This is a genomic window from Orbaceae bacterium lpD02 (genome assembly GCA_036251875.1).
Classification (GTDB): Bacteria; Pseudomonadota; Gammaproteobacteria; order Enterobacterales; family Orbaceae; genus Orbus; species Orbus sturtevantii.
In genome coordinates, this window is record CP133960.1 from 2,596,096 (window position 1) to 2,619,719 (window position 23,624).

At 36.1% G+C, this 23,624-nt stretch carries 22 protein-coding genes; 6 read left to right on the plus strand and 16 right to left on the minus strand.

Going from position 1 to position 23,624, the window contains the following annotated elements; all coding sequences use genetic code 11:
• Nucleotides 1-284: 284 nt before the first annotated feature.
• The gene (locus tag RHO12_11475) at nt 285-932 is read right to left on the minus strand and encodes a TRIC cation channel family protein (GenBank protein WVD65972.1); all 648 of its coding nucleotides are present in this window, start codon (nt 930-932) and stop codon (nt 285-287) included.
• A 13-nt stretch (nt 933-945) separates the two neighbouring features.
• Nucleotides 946-1,638, minus strand: coding sequence for a 5'-methylthioadenosine/S-adenosylhomocysteine nucleosidase (gene mtnN / locus RHO12_11480; protein ID WVD65973.1), 693 nt, complete (start codon nt 1,636-1,638; stop codon nt 946-948).
• A gap of 464 nt (nt 1,639-2,102) precedes the next feature.
• Here mtnN and RHO12_11485 point away from each other — a divergent pair, with 464 nt between their 5' ends.
• From RHO12_11485 to RHO12_11495, 3 genes are read left to right on the plus strand one after another with little or no spacing between them, the layout of a single operon-like run.
• Entirely contained in the window at nt 2,103-3,815 is a 1,713-nt protein-coding gene (locus RHO12_11485; protein WVD65974.1) for a thiamine pyrophosphate-dependent enzyme, read from the plus strand.
• An 18-nt stretch (nt 3,816-3,833) separates the two neighbouring features.
• A complete protein-coding gene (locus tag RHO12_11490; protein ID WVD65975.1) occupies nt 3,834-4,280 on the plus strand; it encodes an MEKHLA domain-containing protein in 447 nt (148 codons plus the stop codon).
• A gap of 12 nt (nt 4,281-4,292) precedes the next feature.
• Nucleotides 4,293-4,511, plus strand: a complete 219-nt coding sequence (locus RHO12_11495; protein ID WVD65976.1) for a hypothetical protein — start codon at nt 4,293-4,295, stop codon at nt 4,509-4,511.
• On the opposite strand, the gene RHO12_11500 is transcribed toward RHO12_11495, so the two are convergent.
• Together RHO12_11500 and RHO12_11505 are read right to left on the minus strand one after the other, a co-directional pair.
• A protein-coding gene (locus RHO12_11500) for an IS3 family transposase (protein WVD65977.1) occupies nt 4,508-5,583 on the minus strand; the annotation gives its coding sequence in 2 pieces (ribosomal slippage) (nt 4,508-5,331 and nt 5,331-5,583; 1,077 coding nt in all). The genes RHO12_11495 and RHO12_11500 overlap by 4 nt on opposite strands.
• 204 nt (nt 5,584-5,787) lie before the next feature.
• On the minus strand, nt 5,788-6,360 hold the full coding sequence (locus RHO12_11505) for a hypothetical protein (protein WVD65978.1): 573 nt from the start codon (nt 6,358-6,360) through the stop codon (nt 5,788-5,790).
• 383 nt (nt 6,361-6,743) lie between these two features.
• Here RHO12_11505 and RHO12_11510 point away from each other — a divergent pair.
• Nucleotides 6,744-7,858 (plus strand): IS3 family transposase gene (locus tag RHO12_11510; protein ID WVD65979.1). Its coding sequence is split into 2 segments (ribosomal slippage): nt 6,744-6,996 and nt 6,996-7,858, totalling 1,116 coding nucleotides; the frame shifts between segments, so codons are not numbered across the junction.
• A gap of 133 nt (nt 7,859-7,991) precedes the next feature.
• Here RHO12_11510 and RHO12_11515 read toward each other — a convergent pair.
• From RHO12_11515 to vgrG, 12 genes are all read right to left on the minus strand, one after another.
• Nucleotides 7,992-9,257: a hypothetical protein gene (locus RHO12_11515; protein WVD65980.1), complete on the minus strand. Its 1,266-nt coding sequence runs from the start codon at nt 9,255-9,257 to the stop codon at nt 7,992-7,994.
• 182 nt (nt 9,258-9,439) lie between these two features.
• Nucleotides 9,440-9,973: a hypothetical protein gene (locus tag RHO12_11520; protein WVD65981.1), complete on the minus strand. Its 534-nt coding sequence runs from the start codon at nt 9,971-9,973 to the stop codon at nt 9,440-9,442.
• A gap of 61 nt (nt 9,974-10,034) precedes the next feature.
• Nucleotides 10,035-11,036, minus strand: a complete 1,002-nt coding sequence (locus RHO12_11525) for a hypothetical protein (GenBank protein WVD65982.1) — start codon at nt 11,034-11,036, stop codon at nt 10,035-10,037.
• 23 nt (nt 11,037-11,059) lie between these two features.
• Nucleotides 11,060-11,485, minus strand: a complete 426-nt coding sequence (locus RHO12_11530; GenBank protein ID WVD65983.1) for a hypothetical protein — start codon at nt 11,483-11,485, stop codon at nt 11,060-11,062.
• Nucleotides 11,486-11,558: 73 nt separating this feature from the next.
• Nucleotides 11,559-11,972, minus strand: a complete 414-nt coding sequence (locus RHO12_11535) for a hypothetical protein (GenBank protein WVD65984.1) — start codon at nt 11,970-11,972, stop codon at nt 11,559-11,561.
• Between the two features lie 84 nt (nt 11,973-12,056).
• A complete protein-coding gene (locus tag RHO12_11540; protein WVD65985.1) occupies nt 12,057-12,422 on the minus strand; it encodes a hypothetical protein in 366 nt (121 codons plus the stop codon).
• Between the two features lie 7 nt (nt 12,423-12,429).
• The gene (locus tag RHO12_11545; protein WVD65986.1) at nt 12,430-13,386 is read right to left on the minus strand and encodes a hypothetical protein; all 957 of its coding nucleotides are present in this window, start codon (nt 13,384-13,386) and stop codon (nt 12,430-12,432) included.
• 35 nt (nt 13,387-13,421) lie between these two features.
• Nucleotides 13,422-14,069, minus strand: coding sequence for a hypothetical protein (locus tag RHO12_11550; protein ID WVD65987.1), 648 nt, complete (start codon nt 14,067-14,069; stop codon nt 13,422-13,424).
• A gap of 87 nt (nt 14,070-14,156) precedes the next feature.
• Entirely contained in the window at nt 14,157-14,879 is a 723-nt protein-coding gene (locus tag RHO12_11555; protein ID WVD65988.1) for a hypothetical protein, read from the minus strand.
• 157 nt (nt 14,880-15,036) lie between these two features.
• Entirely contained in the window at nt 15,037-15,675 is a 639-nt protein-coding gene (locus RHO12_11560) for a hypothetical protein (protein ID WVD65989.1), read from the minus strand.
• Complete coding sequence (locus tag RHO12_11565; GenBank protein WVD65990.1) at nt 15,647-19,087, minus strand: hypothetical protein; 3,441 nt, start codon at nt 19,085-19,087, stop codon at nt 15,647-15,649. Before RHO12_11565 ends, RHO12_11560 begins: the two co-directional genes overlap by 29 nt.
• 19 nt (nt 19,088-19,106) lie before the next feature.
• Entirely contained in the window at nt 19,107-21,500 is a 2,394-nt protein-coding gene (gene vgrG / locus RHO12_11570; GenBank protein WVD65991.1) for a type VI secretion system tip protein VgrG, read from the minus strand.
• A gap of 403 nt (nt 21,501-21,903) precedes the next feature.
• Here vgrG and RHO12_11575 point away from each other — a divergent pair, with 403 nt between their 5' ends.
• Together RHO12_11575 and RHO12_11580 are read left to right on the plus strand one after the other, a co-directional pair.
• On the plus strand, nt 21,904-22,674 hold the full coding sequence (locus RHO12_11575; protein ID WVD65992.1) for an SDR family oxidoreductase: 771 nt from the start codon (nt 21,904-21,906) through the stop codon (nt 22,672-22,674).
• 66 nt (nt 22,675-22,740) lie between these two features.
• The gene (locus RHO12_11580) at nt 22,741-23,610 is read left to right on the plus strand and encodes a co-chaperone YbbN (protein WVD65993.1); all 870 of its coding nucleotides are present in this window, start codon (nt 22,741-22,743) and stop codon (nt 23,608-23,610) included.
• The last annotated feature ends 14 nt before the right edge of the window (nt 23,611-23,624 follow it).

Consider the following 23,624-nt stretch of genomic DNA (forward strand, 5'->3'; position numbering starts at 1 on the left):
AGCTCAATATTTTAGAGAGCTAATTTTGACTAATAACACCTGAGATTCATTCAGGTGGTTTTGGAATACGCTAGCTGACAATATGTAGAACACACTTTCAGGGTATGCGTTGATAACTTTAAGCTATCAATTTTTCGCGTGGTTAAGTTAATACTGTTTAATGCTACTTTTTTTAAAGCTGCATTGCAACAATATTTAATGCGCTACAATAAATATCTCAAATAAACATTGTGCGCTATCGTGAATAACATCTATCATAGTAGACTTTTAATATAATTAAGAAATTATGCTCTATTTGTTGTATTGTTGCTATTTTTAGCTGACACAACCGGTAGCTTGAGATGCCAATAAATTGCCAATAAGCGAATCATCAGTGTAGTGATTATTCCCAATGAGGTCGCGATATCAATTGCAAAACCTAAATACAGATAGGAGATTACATGCACGGTGCCGCCAATTAGGCAAGCGGTTGCGTAGATATCAGTGCGAAATACCATCGGAATATCTCTCGCCAGTACATCACGTAAAATGCCGCCGCCTACACCCGTTAACACTCCCATACAGATCATGACTAATGCATTAACCTCTGATGCAATAGCTTTATTAACGCCAATACCAACAAATACTGCAAGACCAATGGCATCAAGCACCGGCATTAACCATTTAGGATATTTAGTGGTCGCAGAGTAGCGAATAAATAACATAGATAAGAGCGAGGTAATAATCGCAACCCATAAGTCAGTTGAATCTGTGATCCAAAAGATCGGGCCGTGATTTAAGATGATGTCGCGGATTGTACCACCACCAATAGCGGTTATTACCCCTAAAACTAGCGCTCCAATAGGATCCATCTCTTTTTTGGATGCTAATAATACGCCAGAGATAGCAAACACAATAGTACCTAAAATATCACACCAAAATATATAGTTCATCGTTAGCTCAGTACTATTTAAGCTGCTTTAACATCGATTCAACGATAAGTGATGATTGTTTTGCTGCTAAAGGTAAAAACTCGTCAAAGCTTATCGCTGATGCATCATCGCCATTATCTGATATCGCCCTGACAACAATAAATGGCATTTTGCACAGCCAGCAAACATGGGCAATCGCGGTCGCTTCCATCTCAACGGCAATCGCCTCAGGAAACAGTCTTTTAATCCTGCTTAGTTCGCTCTCGCTATTAATAAATGAATCCCCACTCACAATCGTACCTTCCACTGCCGCAACACCTTGCGCCATTGTCGCGTCAATTGCGATAGATTTTAGTGGACTCTCATTGCTAAAAGCAACAGGACAACCCGCCATTTGGCCTGGTTTATAACCAAAAGCCGTTATATCCACATCGTGGTAAATTGCACTATTTGATATCACTACGTCGCCAATTTTAAGACGGCTATCTAAGCCACCTGCCGAGCCGGTATTAATCACACCATCGACCTCAAAGCGGCTCAATAATAATGTGGTTCCCGTTGCGGCCGCGACTTTTCCAATCCCTGATTTGAGCAACACAACATTGCAACCGTCAATCTGTCCAGTATAAAAGTCAAATCCCAAAATGGTTTCGATGTGGCAATCGGTGATTTTACTTCGAAGGAGCGATACTTCTTCTTCCATGGCGGCAATAATAGCAATTTTCATAATGATTTGGCTCAATTAGCAATAAACGGTTGTCAGTAAGCTAGGCAAACTGAGTTATGATGGCGAACATAATAAGTTTAATCATTAGCGATTACAATATGATATCGCAATTTTTATGGCGGAACGTGATCTGGTTGTAATCGGTAATGATAAAGAGTAAAAAATTGGCGCATAACTATTAATTGGTTTATGATCTACTGTGATTATCGAGTCAAAGATTCTTTATAAAAAAACAACTTACACAAAATTTGTTACAGGCTCGAGTATCCGATTATTAATAACGACTGGATTAAAATGGAAAGGGTTATCCGTTTGTTGTGAAATATTTTGAGAATGGATTTTAATCGCTAGCAGGTTAAATAATGTGTACATACATTACCTGTGGTGGAAAAAATATAAGCTAAATTTACATAGTGTTGGAGTAGTGATAGATCAGATCAAGTAAATTATTTAAAGGAGGTAATATGATGTCTTTGCAAAAAATAGATGGCTTTGAGATCCTTGTTAATTATTTATCAGACTTAGATATTAATTTATACACAGGGGTTACAGGTGGCGGTGTAGTCCATTTTCTTAAACATATCAACGGTTATCCAAGCAAAAAACACTCCCCCGTATTTTTTACGTTAGGTGAATATGCAGCCGGTTTTGTGCCGATAGGGAGTTATATTGCAACGGGTAATATTGCAGCGGCTGTCGCAACCACTGGCGCGGCAACCAAGCTACTCGCTTGCGGTTTAAGTGACGCAAAACTTCATGATATTCCTTCTATTTATATTTTCCCTATTTCAAGCAATAAACACAAAATAGACTGCGCGTTACAAGATTCTTCTATCTATGGCAATAATATTGTAAAACAGCTAGAGGCTGAATTACCCAATCAGGTTTTTATACTTTCAGATCCTTCGCTATTTTCTCAGCAGTTAGCCGCAGCATATCAACTGCTAGTATCAAGAAAACCGATTGTTTTTATTCTAGATAATGACGTACTTACAAAACAATATGATATAGCCCTATCGATTCCATCTATAACAGCACAGCCTAAAGAAGATGACATAAATAAATTTGTTGCCCATTTTAAGCAAAATATTACTCATAAACGCGTTATTTTAATCGTGGGTGAGCAGGCCATGCACAACCCTAATATAAAATCACTTATCACTAAACTATGCCAAAACCTTAAAGCTGCCGTTTTATGGAGTATGAATGGTGTTAATTGTATTGAAAGTGACAACCCTTATGGATATGGTTGTATCTCTTTTGGTGGAAATGATCATGCCTTAGCGTTATGGAATGCTATTAATCAAGATGATATTGTATTAGCTATTGGCTTATGTCCTGATGAATACACGACCAATTTACAAAAAATTAAAGCAAGCACAACCTATTTTATAACCGAATTAAGCGATTCTTATGGGCAAATACAAGGGACGTATAAACACCATGCTTTATATGAGAGTGAGCAAATCACAGCCCCTATTGACCAAACATTACAAGCACTAGTTAAAGTAACTGAAAATACCGAATTAACCAATATTCCGTTGCCTATTGCGCCTAAAAACCTTAATACTAGAAAAATAAAAGCGCCTGCTGTAGGTTATGCCGATATGGATCAGTTCTATCAACGATTACACCGTTGGTGGCAGCCTAATAGCATTGTTATTACTGATGTTTGCTTAACTTACAAAGATTACCAATATGTAAATCCTAAACCCAATAATAACATTACGTATTTCTCCTGCTATCGAGGATCTGCAATGGGCGGAGCATATGGTATTGCTGTCGGTGCAAAATTAGCAAGCCCTGAAAAAAATGTGTTTGTCTTTAGTGGCGATGGGTGTTTTAGGCTTTATGGTAGCTGTTTAACCGAAGCAAAAGATTTAGGCATAGTCCTATTTATTATCGATAACAACACTTATAGCATTGTAGGTCAAGGATTGCCAGCAATCATACCTGATGTAAAAAAAGACAAGTATCATGATCAACTACAAAAAGTCGACTATTGTGCTATAGCAAAGGCATCGGGTTGGTTAAGCTATTCTTTATCGAGCGATTTGTCTAATTTAGAGTCTATTTTAGACCAAATTGATAAAAATAAATCACATTCAATACTGATTAACGTACCTTGTGATCCTAACCAAGTGCTAGGTGAAAACCCTCGTTCACATAACCTATAAATGAGGCATAGCAACAACATGACGCATGAAGAGATAATAGAAATATTAAAAATGATTGATAATGCTTATTCATATTGGATGAATGGTGAACGTTTACCGGTGCCTAGCGCTGAAATCCACCGTCGATATGAATGGCTTAATAACGATGCACCCTTTGGTTTACTGGTACATAATTGTATGGATGATCCTATTTTTATTTATGCCAATAAAACTGCACAAAAAATATTCAACTATACACTCGATGAATTTTTAGTTTTACCCTCAAGGCTAAGTGCCGCAGATACCGGGCAATCAGACCGCAACCGATTGCTAAAAGAGGTTGAAGAGCAAGGAATATCAGAGGGCTATACTGGAACGAGGATTAATAAACAAGGCGAAAAATTCAACATATCCAAAGGCAGCATATGGAAAGTGATTGATGAATCGCATATAAAAATAGCCACTGCGGCGATGATCTGGGTTTAAGAGTAACTTTAGTTGTCTAATTTTAATGTGATTTGGCGGTTAGTGTGTAGCTTGTCAACCAAGTTAGCCACATTAGCCGTCTCTTTGATGGTTGAATATCCTGTCCATGCCCATGGGCTTACTAATTTTACACATTCTTGCTTTGTTTTTACCCAGCCTTTAATTTCAACACCTTTTGGTTGTTGGATGGTAATCCTCCCACAATTAATGGAAGTTAAAAGTAGAGGTTAAATAACCATCAAAGGTGGTCTTCCATGATTAGCTTGGTGAGGCCTTTCATGGTTATAGTGCCACAGCCACTTTGTAGCATAATTTTGCACGCTTTCCAATGTATCAAATAAGTTTAAACCAAGCCAACTGTAACGTACCGTGCGGTTATAACGTTCAATATAAGCATTTTGTTGTGGTTTTCCTGGTTCTATATGCTCGATGCTAATACCTTTTTCTCTCGCCCAGTTTTTGAACTCATGGCTGATAAATTCGGGACCATTGTCACACCGAATTACCGTTGGCTTTTCTCTAAATTCCAATAGTCGATTAAGTGCACGGATAATTCGAATAGCTGGTAATGAAAAATCAGCTTCAATCGCTAAGCCTTCTCGTTTGTAATCATCGATAATATTTAACAACCTAATCTTACGCCCATCAGCAAGCTGGTCATGCATAAAATCCAGTGACCAAACTTGATTCGTACGTATGGGCTCTTTTAACGGCTCGGGTTTATGCCTTTTTAATCGTCTTCTCGGCTTAATGCGTAAGTTTAATGCCAATTCACAGTAAATGCGATACACCCGCTTATGATTCCAACCATAGTGGGCAACATAGCGCAAATAGGCGAAACATAACCCAAATCCCCAATCTCTATTTTCCTCTGTTAATTCAATTAGTTGTTTGGCTATTAATGCATTTTCATCATTGTTCTTTGATTCATATCGGTAACAGGTCTCGCTGATATTAAACAGGGCACAGACTAATCGAATACTGATTGAATGATGAGTCACTGCCTGCTTTGCCATTAAACGTCTACAAGCGGGCTTTACCACTTTTTTGCCATGGCTTCCTGAATGATTTCAGCTTTGAGCCTTTCTTCGGCATACATTTTTTTGAGCTTAGCATTTTCAACTTCTAGCTCTCTTAACCTAGACATTAATGCTGTATCCATACCGCCATATTTTGAACGCCATTTATAAAATGTAGCATTACTCATTCCATGTTCGCGACACAGAACGGTAACCGGTGTACCCGATTCGGCTTGTTTTAAGATGGACATAATTTGACTGTCAGTAAATTTAGATGTTTTCATTGAGAATCTCCTTATTGTATTAATTAAATATTAATCGAAAATTCTACTTTTGAATCCTATTATTTTTAGGGGGGATTACCATTATCATCATTAGGTGTAAACGGTGAATTAATTGGTAGAATTTTTAAAGACAGATTCCCTTCTTTAGATAAGCTACATGAAGAAAAAGCACCTAATAAAACAAAAAATAATAAATTGATTAATTTAAATATTATCGAATTTGATTTTATCACTTTGTACCCAAGCAAGTATTTGACCTGATTTGCCGTTATTAAACATGATCTTACTCCAAAAAATACCTTTTGAATCTTTATACTCATCAAGTAATGTAACTTTATCTAAATATACTAAATATTTATTATCTATTTCTGTTTCAGATGGTGCTGTATATAAATAAATTTTGCCTATGTTAATAACTGCTTGCATCTCTTGGGGATTAATACCATTATGAACTAATTTTTTGAGTGTTTCATTAGAATAAAACTGTAACGATTCCCCATCGTTGCTAACCTTCTCAATATCAAATCCAATCAGTTGATTCGTTGTATTATATCTTAAATAAATGTGATGATTTATTTGAAAATTAATACCTGATTTACTACTGATCACAACAGAATAATTATCATCTTCATAGTCTTCAATTGAGGAATAAATTCGATATATTTTTAATTCATCTAATTCTCCAACTAATATTTTTATTGGTAATTCTTTAGATAATTCTTGAAAAGAAAATTGATTTTTTTCTATAAGTTTTTTATCGTAAAGAATACCTTCCAATAAATTTTCATCATTGGCGAGAGGTAAATTCAAGCCACATTTAGAACGTTTTTGATGAAATCCATTATAGTTATCAAAAGAATTTGTATATATACAATCTATTTTTAGATTTTTATTTTCAACAAATAATGTTAAATAACTATCTAATCCAGAAGATGAATTATTACTAAACCAAAAAGTAGGTCTACTATCAAAATTAATTAATTCCCTATTAGTTATAATGCCTGCTTTATTTAATATATCAGGGATAACTATGTCTCTTTTAGAGGAATGTACAACAATACTATTATTTAAAATAGTATATTCTTGGGATGGTAATCCCCCCTAAAAATAATAGGATTCAAAAGTAGAATTTTCTCTTACTATAATATTCGGAGAAAAATATGAAAAAAATGACTTTCACAGACAATCAAATACTCAATATATTAAAACAAGCCGAAAATGGTGTTCCCGTACCCGAATTATGCCGAGAGCATGGAATGGCTACTTCAACATTCTATAAATGGCGAGCGAAATACGGTGGCATGGATGCATCGTTAATGGCTAGAATGAAAGAGCTAGAAGATGAAAATCGTCGGCTCAAAAAAATGTATGCAGAAGAACGTCTTAAAGCAGAAGTGATACAGGAGGCAATGGCAAAAAAGTGGTAAAGGCTTCTGAGCGAAAAATGTTAGCTAAAGAGGTCGTCAAACAAAATAGAATGGCGGTTTCACAAGCCTGTCGAACATTTTGTGTTAGTGAAACCTGTTATCGTTATGAACCTATATTAATAACCGAAAACCAAATCATTGCTGAGCATTTAATTGAATTAACAGAGCGACAACGAAATTGGGGATTTGGTTTGTGTTTTTTATATTTACGCAATGTGAAAGGTCATACTTGGAATCATAAACGGGTTTATCGCATTTACTGTGAATTATCGCTTAACTTACGCATCAAACCTCGTAAGCGTTTAAAAAGAGAAAAGCCGGAGCCCTTATCGACACCTAAAAATATGAACGAATGTTGGTCAATGGATTTTATGCATGACCAGTTAGCTGATGGCAGGTGTTGTCGCCTGTTTAATGTCATTGATGATTTTAACCGAGAAGGCTTAACAATTGATGTTGATTTTTCGTTACCAGCAGCGCGTGTCATTAGGTCGTTAAATCAAATTATCGAATGGAGAGGAAAGCCGAAATCGATTCGCTGTGATAATGGGCCTGAATATATCAGTTATCAATTAGCGAGTTGGGCTAAAAAGAACAAAATAACATTATGCTTTATCCAGCCAGGTAATCCACAGCAAAATGCCTATATTGAACGTTTTAATCGGACTGTTCGCTATGATTGGCTAAGTCATTACATTTACCGTGATATTACTGAATTACAAGATAAAGCGACCCGCTGGTTGTGGACATATAATCATGAAAGACCTAATATGGGAATTGGTGGAATTACACCTATACAAAAACTTAAATTAATACAATTGCAAAATTCTACCCCTAGCTTCCATTAAAAATGGGAGGATTACCGGATGAGCCATTTTGATAAATATTCATTTTAATATTATTTGGAATAGCACCACTAGCAAAAAAATTAATAAATAGAATAATTACAAAAACATACCTATTCATAATATATTAAAACCCCTATAAAACATTCATTGATTCATTTAATATTTTTTCAAATATTCTCGCATTATTTGCTATTTCTTCTTTTCTATCTACACCATTTATAATTTTTCTAGCGTTTTCGTAATCGACTTTGGTGTTATTAATATAATCAGATAGTTTTTTATTAGTAAAAATACCTTTCTCCATTCCCCATATCATAATAGGAACTGAATACTCAAAATCAGCAGCTTTATCTGGGTAGCCAACAAAATCGATATCAAATTTTGTTGATGCTTTTGCATAATTATTTTTCCAAGTTAAATGAACTAATCCTCTTCCTCTATATTTATAACCATCCCCTTCAGCTGTATTACCATTTGCAATTGCTCTGTTTCGCAATGCTTTTGTATTAGCTAAAACAGGATCGTATTTATTAAAATATTTAAGAGAACCAATTTCTGGTTTTTTACTGAAAAACTCACTAGTAAGATAATGGTATGCCTCATGTCTTGCTGTGGCAAACATATATGCTAGTTTAAATTTATTTACTTCAAATTCATCTGTTGATAAATAGAACTTATTTATTTCGTATAATATGTGTCTCAAATTTTGTTCTGAAGCGAAATTAACAGAGTCACCACCTATAGAAAAATTTTTATGGTATTTCTTATATTCAAAAACAAAACATTCAATATTAATAATTGATAGATTTGTATATTCGCTTAGCATCCCCACCGGATGCAAATGCCACGCTTTACCGTCTGCTGCTAAGTTGGATAAGACGGGTTGGTTGGTCGTCGCTGTTGTATCTGTTGTACTTTTTGCTGCCTGCGCCTTAGCGACTTCATCCCACCATAGCGACGGTTTAATGCGGTGTTGTTTTTCTAGCTGCCATTCATTTATTCGGTAGGCAGCGTTTTTATCGAGTATCCTACACGCATGTTGACGTAACACTGGAGCAGTTATCTCTGCTTTAGTTAACTCATCAATAATCGCTTGGCGTTTTTGCTCGGTCTGTTTTTGATAAAGCTCATCAATCTCATTCCATTTGCTTAAGTTTTCGTCTGCATACCATTCACTCTCATAATTTATCGCTAAGCGGCCGATAAGCTCTGCCGTCCACGGTGTTTGTAATCCCATTTGTAGCTGTTTATGGGTGAAGGGCGGTAAAACGTAAGGCAGCGCCTTGCTAAGGGGCGTCTTAGTTAAAATATGGTGCATTGCCGACATTGATTCAGTGTAATCATTTAAATCTAACGTCATCTTACGATTAGTCTGTAGCTTTTCAACAAAGTTAGCCACATTGGCGGTCTCTTTGATGGTTGAATAACCTGTCCATGCCCATGGGCTGACCCGTTTAATATGCGGCTGGCGGTAATATAGGCCCAGTTATTCGCATTATCACCAATTGCGATATGATTTTCAGCCTTAATTTATTCTAGCAGTAGGCTACGCATCGGGTTAATTTTACCTGAGCAATATATTTATTTTTTATTATATGTCTCTTTAATATATTTTTTTACTTCTGCAGCTGTTTTATACTTAAAATCAGATTCTTCCCAATCTGATGTTCCATCTATTCCCGTTAAATTTTTATCGTCATAAAGAGTTATATTTTTGATCAACTTACTATTATCATTAGATTTTGTATAGGCATAAATTTGGTAAAGTTTTCCATATGTTCCAACTCCACGGCTATTTATTTCCCAAGAGACAATGACAAAAATATTTTCATTTTTTAAAACTGGAAAGAAAAAAACTGATTCTATTTCCGGGTTTCCTCCTTCTATTTCATAATTATCTATTTGATATATTTTTTCAAAATTAGAATCGTCTTTATATTTTAAAATAAAATCAATAGAATCATCATCTTTTCTTTCAAATAAAATTTTTCCACCACAAACTAAGCTAATACTAAATGGTCCTTGTTCTATTGCATTATTTTGCTGACTAACCGCAGTTGTGGAAAAAAATAATAGACCAAAAATAAAATATAAAAAAAATAGTCTTTTTAACATTTTTTATGTACTTTTAAATTTCATATAATATATTATTATTTGTAATAATTTTTCGCTAAATCTATCTCCAGATAGGGTCAAAAATAAGTGTCTCAATCGTATTATTGTTACATTTCAGAAAAGAAATAGTTTTCCCATCATTTTTTATTAATATTCCTGCTGCGAGAGGATTTGTATTCACTTGATATTGCCACTTATTTTTTTGGAAAATGAAAGTATCGGTCGATAGGTCATCATTCTGAATTTCTCTACTCAATTCTAGTTCTATCTTATCCTTATCACCATAACGGTAAATTAAATTACCACTATCAAAATAATTATAACAAATTGATAATTGCTTATTATTTATCTTGCAGCCAAAAGCATCCATTTCAATTATATTTTCATTATATGAACATAACGAGTTATTTTTAAAAAATATTTTTTGTCTATAAAAATTAATTAAGTCAGGATATTCGGATAATTTCGCTGATAACTTTTCAAATTCACGCATTGTCATATCTTTATAAAGGTTATCAGATAAAACAAACAGCAATCCCTCGTAAAAACTCAATCTAGGAGAACCCAAAATATACTCTTGATTTGATTGTAGTAGTTTTTTTACCCAAAAATTAGTTACATCGCTCCTACTTTCAATATACGGTTCACCAATAATATTTCCCATATTTTGTTCAAATGTAAGTTGACCTAATACAACTAATTTATTTTCAACGATAGTTAAATATAAAATCGAGATTGGTGAGTTTCCTGTTGTATTATCAACTAAACCAAATACCCCCAAAGTTGAAAAAAACATACTCCCGCCAAAATTACCAATTCCACTAACGTCATTTGAATAAGTATAAACTTGCCCATTCATTTTAATATCAAGTGATTGTTTACCTTCAAAAGTCATAGTATCATTTCGATCGTATTCACAGTATTTATACTGAAAACTGACATGAGTCCCTTGAAACAAGATTTCTTTTACTTCTTTATTTTCAACTTCGAAACATTGATTAGCATTAGGCATGCTATTAAATGCAATAAAAAATAATAAAAGGAAACTTAATAAATTTTTCATATTAATAGTGTGAGTTATTCTATTTATTGAGAGCTGAGTAATATCAATTTATCATTGATAAAGTGATAATATCTTTTTTTAAACCCTTCATTGTATTGTGTCTCATCAGGGTCGGCTAATATACCTGAAATAATGATTAAACGACTATCTAACTGATAACTTAATAAAAATCCATTTTCACCTGAATCATCTTCAATTAAGTAAGCATTAGGTAATCCTGCAGTGTTATTTGTTAATAAATTTTTTATATCACCACAAATAGCACCTCCTCCACATCCGTAAGTAGAAACTAAATAATGGCCAGCGAAGTTTGCCTGTGCCAGATTTGATTTATCTTTAATAGGATAATTACTGAAATTAAAAGTATTGACATGGTCATTAGCATGGGTACAACCTATAGAAAAAAATGACAATAACAAGTAGAAAATAGCAAATCTAAATACTTTCATATTGCCTCCAATTATTATTTTTTGATTCAATTAATACTGCTATCATTTTACTTGGTAATATATGAGCTGAATTTTATTCACGTGTAACTAGATCGCTAATCTTGACATTTTTTTCACTTAAACAATTTCGAAATTTTTTTTCTAATCTATGGTCAAAAGTCAACATGATTGGGTTTAATTCATCATATGAAATATCGTAGATTTGTCTTTGATTATAATTATATTTAACCCAGCCTGAGATAAATAAATTCCTTTCAGACGAGTAAGCTTCGTCGTAGAGTTTGAAAATAATTGAATTATTTTCTAATGAAATATCATATAAATCGATTTTTAATTGTCCTTTTGGCGAATGATACTTCTCAAAAGAGCTATCTTGAATCATTTTTTCAAAAATATTAATACAACTAATATCCTCATCAGTGTATGCTTTAGAGGATAAGAATAAAAAATATAGACATAATAATATAATAAAACTAATTTTTTTCACTTTTTCTTACTTTATCGAAATCATTTATTGCGTTCTGTTTATTGGTCCCGCAAACATTTTTAAATACCGTTTCATCTTAGTTGTTTATTTTAATAATTTATTAAAATTTAAATATTTAGAATCACATAGATCAAAATAAGTATAGTTATTCATTGAATTCCCTGAATTTTGTATAACTATAGTGTTTTTATAATATAGCGCTTCAATTGCGTTCATTTTTAAGTAAATATTAGTTCCATTATTTAAAATTTCTAACTTTCCCTTAATAATTAATTTTTTATTTTCTAAATTATTATTCATTGAATAAATAGAAAAAAAATTATTTTTTATATCTATAGATAACATCTTATTACAATCATCTTTGTTAGATAAAGAATAGGAACCATCAAAATTATTCGCATAAATAAAAAAACTAGATAAAAAAACAAATACAAATATAAATACTTTCATAACTATTTTACCCTGCTTTATTTGTTGCTGTTTGTCGATTTCGTTCTATTTTTTCTTTATATTTCTTTTTATCATTATTATTCTCCCAGCCTTTAATGCTATTCCAATTTAGGTAATTATGAGTTAGTAACAAATATTGAGAATAACATCCAATTGACTCACCAGTATTTAATTGTGCATATTTAAATACAGCATCAAATAAATTGAAACATCTACTATTATAAATTGAAAATAGTGTACTAATATGCTCACTATGGTTGCACTCTAATCGATCTAACATAGTGATAAGTTTTGTTTTTCGGTCCTGAAATCCATTAAAACCTCCATTTATACGATATGTTATGTAGATCAAGTCATTCTCATCAGCTACAATATTTAAATCAATATTTAAGTAACTTTTCCAATACCATCCAGCGGAATCGACGCAATAAGGTAATTTTGCTAAAAGTAAATTGTTAGTTCCTTGAGTGAAATTAATATGTTGATAGTTACCATAATTTGTATAATTTTTTCTTCCCGTAATCTGAATCAATCCTCGTCCTTTAAATTTGATTCCATCACCTTTTTCTATATTACCTAAATCTTTCCTTCCCTCGTATTGTGAACCTGATGCAAGCTCTTCAGTATAAATAAACTCCCCTGATTCATGTCTAACTTGAGACAGAAAATGTAATTTTCTAAGGCAAGTGTTAATTGAATAGTTATTTAATGTATGATTTAAACTATCAATAAATTCTATAGATTTCTGCTTTTTAATACCTAAATTCATTAAATCATCTACAGTAAAATCTCTTTCGCAAAAGCACTTTTTCGTTTTAAACTCCGTCATCCCCACCGGATGCAAATACCATGCTTTACCGTTTGCTGCTAAGTTGGATAAGACTTGCTGGTCAGTCGTCGTTGCTGTTGCACTGGCGTTGGTATTAGCTGTAGTGGCTATTTTTGCTGCCTGTGCCTTAGCCACTTCTTTTTCGATATTTAGGAAGTAACGTTAACAAACTAATACTTTTTGGATATTTCTATTGTTTCGTATACAGTTGTATCATCATGTTCATTGTGAGTTTTCAAATAGATTAAACCATTTTTCCAATACGATTCTATTATTTCATAATTATCCTTCCATGGAAAAACCTCAGAATCTATTAGCTCAAAATTTTGATCTTGAACATCGAATAATTTTACATCTAACGTTGGTGGAGAAATATCGTGTTGATCATAAATATTTATAAATAAAGATAGTGCTATTTTCTTATCCTCAGAAAGAATAGGTGCTTCTTCTAATATGTTTAATGCACCAGTGTCTTTATTAATAAGAAGATATGAAGTATTTTCATAACTATTGACTTTAATTACAAATACATTTAAATCGGGAATAGATCCAGCGTAATCATAAGTTTGTTTATAGTCTCCGTTGGGAATACCTATATTATCAGCGATGATCCAGCTAGATCGATTTTTGAAATTTAACTCAATTGCTCCATTTTTTTTTATTACATCTTTATTATTTACTAACACTGATGAATTTAATTTATTTTCTAAATAAATATTCTTTGCTATTTCCTTCGGTGCAGAAATGAAATTAATATCTTTAGCTGCAAGAGTAAAAGATAAAACCAGCAAAAAAGCTAAAATAGTACTCTTTATCATTCATATTTTCCGCCATAATTAGGTGAATACTTTGTAGATGCAAATGGTCATTATGATGTCTATTTTTATCGTTTAAACAATGGGTTACTAGCAAGCATCAATCGCAGAACACTGTAGCCATTTATGAATAAGCCCCTTTTTTTGACTATTATATTCGATTAAATAAAAATCATCCTGTCGTTGAAGCAACCTAACCTTATCACCAGTGACTAAATACATTTTTGTTTTGTCTAATTGAGAAGGCGCGTTTAATAGATATGCCTCCTTGTTAACTATCTTAAAATCATAATCTTCAGGAATAAATTGATGCAAAATAAATGAACTAATACAATTGCTTATAATTTCATGATCATTAAAGTTATGACAAAATTTATTAGCATAGTTTTCTGTTAAATAATTAAAATAAACATTTTGTTGTACTTGAGCGGATAATTCAGTTTTAAACTCTTCTAATTCTTTATTTTCAATAGAATTAATTTTTTTTTCTTTCATAAGCATCGCTAGTTGATTTATAAAAGAGTTTTGTTCAGTTATAATACATAATTGATAACTAAATTTATCTTCTTGTCCATACAGTTCTATATTAATATTCGCTTTAACCCAATTACATTTTTTATCTAAAACACGTGCCCACTCAGAATAAAAAATATTAATATTATTTTTAATAAAAGAATTGTTTAAATTTTTAATTAACATTGAATTGTTGTTTACTCGATTTTTCATTTCTAGTGATATGTCATCGGTACTTTTAATATCACAAAAGGCAGAGTTACTTATACATATTAAAATAATAAATAGAAAATTTTTCATTGATTTTCGCCAAAATATTAGGCAGTGCTTGCCTCTATAAATGTGTTATTTAGGTAATACTATTTTTTAGATTGCTCTGGTGATATCTAGTCTTTATACTAAATTTAACAGACTTATTTTTACTAACTAATTAGATATTAAGATTAAAATAATAACTCTACTCATTTTGTCTATTCATATCATCGAAAAATTTTTTAATAGAAGCAGCATCTTTGTATTTACAAACTTGCTTATTACCCAAATAGTCTGTTCCACCATCAATACAATTACTCAAAGGTTGTATATTTATTTCGTCGTCTTTGAATTGTTTGATATAAAGACCTCCATTTTCTTCTATAATAGAATTTGTAAATGTTGAATAAGTTATTTGGTTATCAACATTATTCTTAGTCAATACTAATATTGTTGCATCATCATTGTTGTACTGATAACCAAAAACGGATTGTATTTGCTCATTTATTCCATGCACAAATCCAACAACATTCATTTTGTTATTTCCTAAATTATAATTGAGAATTAATCCTTGCTGGTCTCTTCCACCCTTTGCAGGGGGGAAAAAAAATAGAACAGACTTTTTATTATTGTATTCAACCAAAATTGGCGGATGAAGCATTACATTTTTATCATAAAAATTAGTATACTTAATTTCTTCACCGTCCGAGTCGATATCAGAAGAAGAATAATCAACATCAATTGTGGATAATTTAAGTTGATTTACTTTAGTTACAGCATAGGCATTAGAAAATATGACTATCGCTAAAATTAAACTAAATACCTTCAAAAATTTTCTTATCATGATATATTTCCTTGAAATTTTTTTGTCTATCTTGATAGCTTTTAGTGTTTTTATTAATTATTTTTGTTATTAAATCAACATTATGTGGTGAACTACCTTTATCTGCTAAGTTATATAATTTATTCTTTATCCAAAAAAATACGCCTGAACGAACTATGTATTTATAGTCGGTATGTAATAAGTCGGGGTTATTAACAAAATCAACTACTTCATCGCTCCAAATAGATGGGTATTCATTATTAAAGCTAGTATAATTCAGTTTCCCTGTTAATTGTTTTAATCCTCGTCCTCGATATTTAAAACCATCACCACTATTTATATCACCGTTTAGTAGACGATTGGCATATATTTTATTAGCTATTTCAATTTGTTTTTCTGTCGAGACAAATTTATTGCTACTATTGTTATATCCTAAAGATTCGGCTTCTGTTGGGTGCTTTGCAAAATATCTAAAATTTTTTAATGCTTTTGTGCTATAAATAAAAACTTCTTCAACAGTAAGGTTAGTACCAACTTCTTGCCTGACTTGCGCAAAAAAGTGACTTAGTCTTAGCTGTGTATCGAGTTTATATTCATACATATGAGCATTAATGTCATCAACCATGAATTGCAATAAGTCTTGCCTGCTATGTGGCACGGAGGTGAAAATTTGCTTTAACATAGCAATTGTAATACCAGATGGAGCCATAAACCCTTCCATCCCCACTGGATGCAAATACCACGCTTTCCCATCTGCTGATAAGTTGGATAAGACGGGTTGGTTGGTCGTCGCAGCTGTATCTGTTGTGCTTTTTGCCACCTGCGCCTTAGCGACTTCATCCCACCATAGCGACGGTTTAATGCGGTGTTGTTTTTCTAACTGCCATTCATTTATTCGATATGTAGCGTTTTTATCGAGTATCCCACACGCATGTTGACGTAACGCTGGAGCAGTTATATTGGCTTTAGTTAACTCGTCAATAATCGCTTGGCGTTTTTGCTCGGTCTGCTTTTGATAAAGCTCATCAATCTCATTCCATTTGCTTAAGCTTTCATCGCTATACCATTCACTCTCATAGTTTATCGCTAAGCGGCTGATAAGCTCTGCCGTCCACGGTGTTTGTAATCCCATTTGCAGCTGTTTATGGGTGAAGGGCGGTAAAACGTAAGGTAGCGCCTTGCTAAGGGGCGTCTTAGTTAAAATATGATGCATTGCCGACATGGTATCGGTGTAATCGGCTAAGTCTAGCGTCATCTTATGATTAGAGCGCAGTTTTTCAACAAAGTTAGCCACATTGGCGGTCTCTTTTACAGTTGAATATCCTGTCCATGCCCACGGGCTGACTCGTTTAATATGCGGTTGGCGATAATCAGTAGCGCCTTTGCTAATATTCACCCACCCCCTAATCGGGCTGCCGAGTTGATTACCGGCGGTAATATAGGCCCAGTGATTAGCCTCCTTATCGATAGCGATATGGTTATCACTCTTAAGTGAGGCAAGCGGTAGCGTGCGCGGGTAATAAACGGTATTCGTGTTATCTGCTGGGGGTAAGTTCGTTAAGCTTAAAGGAAAGGTCTGCCAATAGGCGATAGGCTGATTTAACTGACCTTCACCGCCCTGTAAGTGCATAACATCACATGCGTTAACCCAATAAGCGCTGTCACCGCCCATTAAACTAAAGCGTAGCTGCACTTCATCACGCGCGCCATGGTGCATGTTACCGTCTGATAAGGTGCTCAGGCTTGAGTCAGAAAATGACGGCGCATAACCAATAAGCAGCGCTGTATCAGGAATATTAGCAACCGTTAACTCTGGATATTGAAATTGATAGTAGGTAATAAGTTGGGCTTTATCTGCCGCAGTTAAGCGGTAGGTGGTTGGCTGAGGGTCAGCAAGACTATCCCATGCGCCATCAGGTAAGGTATGGGCATCAATAACTTGCTCAGCATGGCAGTGCTGGCGATTGATATTAAGCACATAATAAACATGCGCCTGTATATAGCAACTCTCACGCGGTGAGCCAATCAGGCTAATGTGCCGACCCGTTAATATTTCGCCATCACTTGGGCTTTCACTAATAAGCTGCGCCCCTTCTTCAACTAAGATAAGGTTTTTTTCGCTCTCTGGCAATTTATCGGCAAGTAGACGAGTTTTAGTGATAAACGCCGGTAAATCGTCACAGGTAAATAATTCCACGTGCCCTTGTAAGGTGAGTTTGTGATTCGAAGGGCGTTTTTCAGTGGCTAAAACTTGCCTTTTAGCTTGTGAAAACTGACCATTACTGCTCACATTGTGTCCTAAATAGCCGATAAAATCTCCACCACCGATCGGGGCAGGCTTATCAAGCACAACTATCTTATCAAGCGCTTTAGGTTCATAATTAAGCTCGGTTAAGTTCGCGACCTTAACCCAACCGTGGTGGGGCGAATCAGTCGTTGCACCACCTTCAACTTTTAAGCTTGTAGGGATATAATTGGTTTGAATTTTTTTAATTTTTGCATAGCCATCTTCTTGCCCATCAAACTCAAACCGTGTCTCTTTGGGCAAGTAGGCTAAAACATCCTTACCCTCTTTATTGGCGTATACCGTAATCCCCGCTACGCTAACCTCCGGTGAACCAATTTTATCGTTATTGTCTTTATTTACCGTATAAACCGTATTTTTATGGGTTGTGGGATCGGACTCAATGGAGCCAATCTCTTTACCGAACACATATCCAGTTATTGACACCAAATCTGCGTAAAACGTTCCATTGCTGTTTACTAAGCCACCTTCAATAATCGATTCTAATTTATACCATCCGCTCTTACTAATTTGGTCGCCAAGTTTGATTTTGCTACCTTTCAGTAATAAGGCGACACCAGGGGTTTTGGCGCCATTATGACGGACAATGGTACCTCTGATTGGGTCTTTGCAGTGACTGCTCACGCGCCCTGATATTAAGTGCCAGTACTGCGGCTGCGCTAAGGACGCTTCTTTGGCTAACTCTTGATAACCATACCAATCGAGTTGGTGCATATATAAGCTATAAAGGGTAATACTTGGCGGGGGATCTGTTTCACCTGCCACCTTGGGCATAGCAAAATAGTGACGGACTAAGGTAAAACCGGTTGAAAAATAGGCCACGCGTTCTCGACCATTGACTAATGGTGACGTAGGGGGCAGCGTGTCTTCATAGATTACTTTTGGGTAAACCGAGTTGACCCGATACGCAATCACTTCACCCTGCGCCATACAGCGAAGCATATTGTCATTACGACTGACGTTTTTAAACACGCCATCATCAATATGAATGCCACCATGCCATAAGCCATTTTCGCTAAACGGATAAAAACCATTTTTCGCCTCGGACAGGGCGCGATAGTAGGCATCTTGGCTCAATGTTTTATCACCAACGGGGAAGATAAAATGGGTAACTTTTTTTATTGTCATGGTAACTCGTCCTTAGTCACTATACCGTAAAGTTAATTGCGTCAAACGGAACTAGCTTTTGTAATAGTATATCCTGTTCCTTATTATCGATATTCATTGCCGCTGAACTACTTTGTGTTGCTGGCCCCATTTTTTGCAGTGCCGCCGCTTTGACGCTTACATTGCTGGAGGAGCCCAGTTCAATGCCAGCAGCGCTAATTTTAACAAATGAACCACCACAAATCAGGGTGATATCTTTAGCTGCTGAAAAGTCCACTTTGCTCTCAACACTGTCAATCGTCACATCTTGTTTAGCGGCAATAGCCATGGCGTCGTTTTGGGCTTGCAGCTCGACTTGACCTTGGTTAGCCAGTAGCTTGATGCCCGCTTTATGGGCAAAGATGCCGACCGCCTCAGATGAGGCTAAGGTGATATTGTTAAGCGCGCTAATGTCGGTTTGCTGTTCACTGGTTAGGCTGATACTGTTGCCACTGGAGAGCTGGATATTCTCATCACTGGTTAAGCCAATACCGGCTGGTGCATAGGCAATCATGCCGGCGTCGGTTAGCTGGTTGAGTGCGCTTTGTAGCTGCTGTTGACTGTCGATATCAGCGGGGTGCGCCTGCGCGCTGCTGGCGGCCTGTTGTAGCGCTTTAGCAATCGATAAGGCGTTTTCCAGCTGGCTAATCGCACCTTGCATATCGAGCTGCTGACCTTGGGCTTGTGGCTCGCTTTGTGCGGTTAGGTATAAACCTTTGTTCGCGCTAATGGCGCCCCATTCGTCGGTACGTAGCTCAAAGCCGGCGCCGCGTTGTTCTTTGTTTTGATTAACTAAGTGACCGAGGTTAAGCTGGCTTTTGCCGTATTCGGTGGCCAGTTTAATATGCTCTTGCCCGCGTTTATCATCCATGCGCAGTTTATTGTTGGCTGGCGTACGAAGCACATTGCGGTGTTTATTGATAGTCGTGACAGGGTCAGGATGTGTGCTGTCATGCATGGCATGGGCGATATACGGTCTATCTGGGTTACTATCGGTAAAGGCGATAGCCACCTCGGTACCATCGATTAAGGGGAAGTGAAAACCATAAGTGTCACCAGCATACGGCTTTGCCAGCCTCACCCATAGGCTCTCTTCACCGCTGCGCCAGGTTTTTAAATCAAAATCAAATTTAACTCGGTAGCACCCCATGGTGTCAATATAACCATAGGTGTCATTATCCGGGCTGGTCACCCGCGCCGGCAGCGTGCCGGTCACTTGCGGCCATGGTAACGGTGCCGGACGATACGGTTTTAATACGTTATACGGCATAGCGGTAAACTTAACGTGATAGGCCTCGCTACGGTCACCATAGCACTCGGTCGATAAAATCACTATCCCTTCACTGATGCCGTTGATCGGGCTGCCGCTAATGATGAGGCGTTGACCTGGGGCTAAATGGTAGTCATTGGCGTTACCGTGAATAATAATCTGTTCACTAATCTGCTGCTGATGGCGAATTTTGGCATACCAATTGCCACTCTCAATAATGTTGTCATCGCCTTTACGTTTAAAGTGCTCACCATAGCGGTAATCGGTGCCGGCGGTGGTGGTAAGTTTCGGTTGGCTATTAACTAATGAGTATCTATCGGTTTGTGCCTCGCGGTAGTTGTCATCATGGACAATCACCTGACGCGCTACGCTTTTACTGGCAAACTGTAAATCCCACACGCTATCGCGTGCGTTATCCATCATCCCGCTCGGTAATTGATAACTAATGCTGCCGACGTCCTCAAAACCTTGTTCATAATCGCTTAATACTAATACATCACAGTTGTGTTCGCTATGGCTTTCAAAGCGTAACCAAATACCAACATCGGCCAGTAAGCGCTGTATAAACGCCAGGTCGCTCTCTTGCCATTGCGTGATAAACTCCCGGGCTGGGTAGCTGTCTTTTAACACTAAGCGGTAATCGACGCCAGTAAAACCATGGCGGCGCAGCACCTCTTCCACCACGCTGACCACACTTTGGTTTTGGTAAATGGCGCTATAATGGTCATTAGCAAATAGCGCCAGCCGTGGCTGCAGTACCAGCCGATAATGCGCCTCGTCTTTATTGACCGATAGCTGAGCAAACTCGGTTACCACCCCATATAAGGTGCGCGGCATTGCCGGTTTATCGAGTGAGCTAATGTGCGTCACCTGCTCAAGTAAGTTGGGAGCTAAGAAGCTAAACTGGGCAGGCTGGTTAAGCACGCTATCGATCGAGATATGCGGGTCAAGGCTCGTGACGATAATCTCGTAACGCCAAGGCTGATTGAGGGCTTCATTACCGTGTACCGATAGCACCGAGAGCGCGGATGATACCCCTGACAGTGTCACTGCGTAGCGATTATGTTGCTGAGCACTAAGTACGTTAGTGAGTGAATTTAATGCAGTATCAAGACCGCTGGCCATGGGGTAACTCCTTTTATCTTATTCTGTTTTTATTATTGCGGTATTATTGTTATTAGCCTTCATTGGCTATATTTTTCGCATCATTCTCGATTAAAAGCAGTCAAAGTTCAATGACTATTTTTGCATTTTTGCGCGTAATTTGCCCTCCGCCGTTGCGCTATCTAGCATCGACACCTTTAACCAACTGATTGATTTTCAATCAGTTAACGGTTTATCTAATTAAAATCAGTTACTGAGTTGATCGCCAACATAGTGGTTTAGCAAAGCGAATCTGAGGATGGGATCTTAACGCTTTATATTATGCCTCGCGATAGTTCGGTTATTAATTTTGGATTTGATCGCGTTTTACTTGCATATTAGTCAATTTTTAGTATAACTATAGCGAGATTTAAAGGGGAATAATGTGAAATCAATTTTTATTACAGGTTGCTCAAGTGGTATCGGCCTGTTAGCAGCAAAAGCACTAAAAGCACGCGGTTATCGCGTTATTGCTTCATGTCGTAAACAAAAAGATTATCAAAATTTAGTCGCACTGGGATTTGAAACGGTCTTGCTTGATTTAAATGATGCTAACTCAGTAATGGAAGCCGCTAGGCAAGTATTGAACTTAACTGATAATAAACTGTATGCACTGTTTAATAATGCTGGTTTTGGTGTCTATGGTAAGCTAACAAGTATTAGTCGAGCACAACTCGAAGCGCAGTTTTCAACGAATTTTTTTGCTGTTCACCAATTAACGCAGTTATTGCTACCAGCCATGCTTGCTCATGGTGAGGGGAGAATTATCCAAACTAGCTCAATTGTTGGCATTATTGCAACGCCAGGCAGAGGCGCTTATAGTGCTAGCAAATATGCGCTTGAGGCTTGGTCTGACACAATGAGGCTCGAGCTTGCGCATACTAATATTAAGGTTTGTATTATTGAGCCGGGCCCGTTAAAAACGCAATTTTCTAGTAATGTTGAGCAAGCAGAGCAAAACAATGTGGTAGAAAATCCACCGATTGCGAAACGATTTACCTTGTCGCCAGCTGCGATTTTGCCTAAGTTATTCCATGCGTTAGAAGCTAAATCACCAAAAGTTCGTTATCGAGTGACATTTGTTACCGTGCTTGCTTCAATCGGCAAACGTTTGCTACCCAACAAACTAATGGATAAAATTCTTGCTAATAAGTAAATCATTTAGTTGAACAGATAAAGTTAAACAAATAAAGTTAAACACGTAAAATAGGATCTCTTTGCTATGCAAAATGCATTTATTTTAGATATAGATGAACAAAATATTCAACAGGTACTGCAACAATCGTCTAGTTTGCCAGTATTATTCTATTTTTGGTCTGACAGAAGTCCACAATGTCAGGAGTTGACGATCACACTTGATAAAATTGCCAATGAGTATCAAGGTAAATTTATTCTAGCGAAGTTAAATTGTGATGAGCAGCCAATGCTCGCTGGACAATTTGGTTTAAGAGCGATACCGACGGTTTATCTATTTCAAAATGGTCAACCTGTTGATGGTTTTCAAGGACCCCAGCCCGAAGATGCAATTAAAACGTTATTAAATAAAGTGTTACCAAATGAAGATGAATTAGCGTTAACGGCGGCTCAGCAGCTCGTAGATGAACAAAAATACGCAGAGGCATTGCCATTATTAAAGCAGTCATGGCAAGCGTTAACAGACCATTTAGATAAGCCACGTAGCGATATTGCGTTTTTATTAGCTAAAGCACAAATTGAGTTGAAACAGCTTGATGAAGCAAAAGCAACGCTTGCAACGATTCCGTTACAAGATCAAGATAGCACTTATCAGGGGTTACATGCTGAAATTGAACTATTAGCACAAGCGGCTAATTCGCCAGAAATACAACAGTTACAAGCCGCCCTAGATAGCGATCCTAATAATATTGAGTTAATGGTTCAATTAGCTTCGCAATTTATGCAAGTGGGACGTCATGAGGAAGCATTAGCGTTACTATTTGCACCATTAAGCAAAGATTTAAATGCTGGCGATGGTCAGGCTAAAAAAGCGTTACTTGATATGTTAGCGGCATTAGGTACGACTAACCAAGTGGCGGCGACTTATCGGCGTAAGCTTTATACTTTACTCTATTAATTCAGCGCTTATAA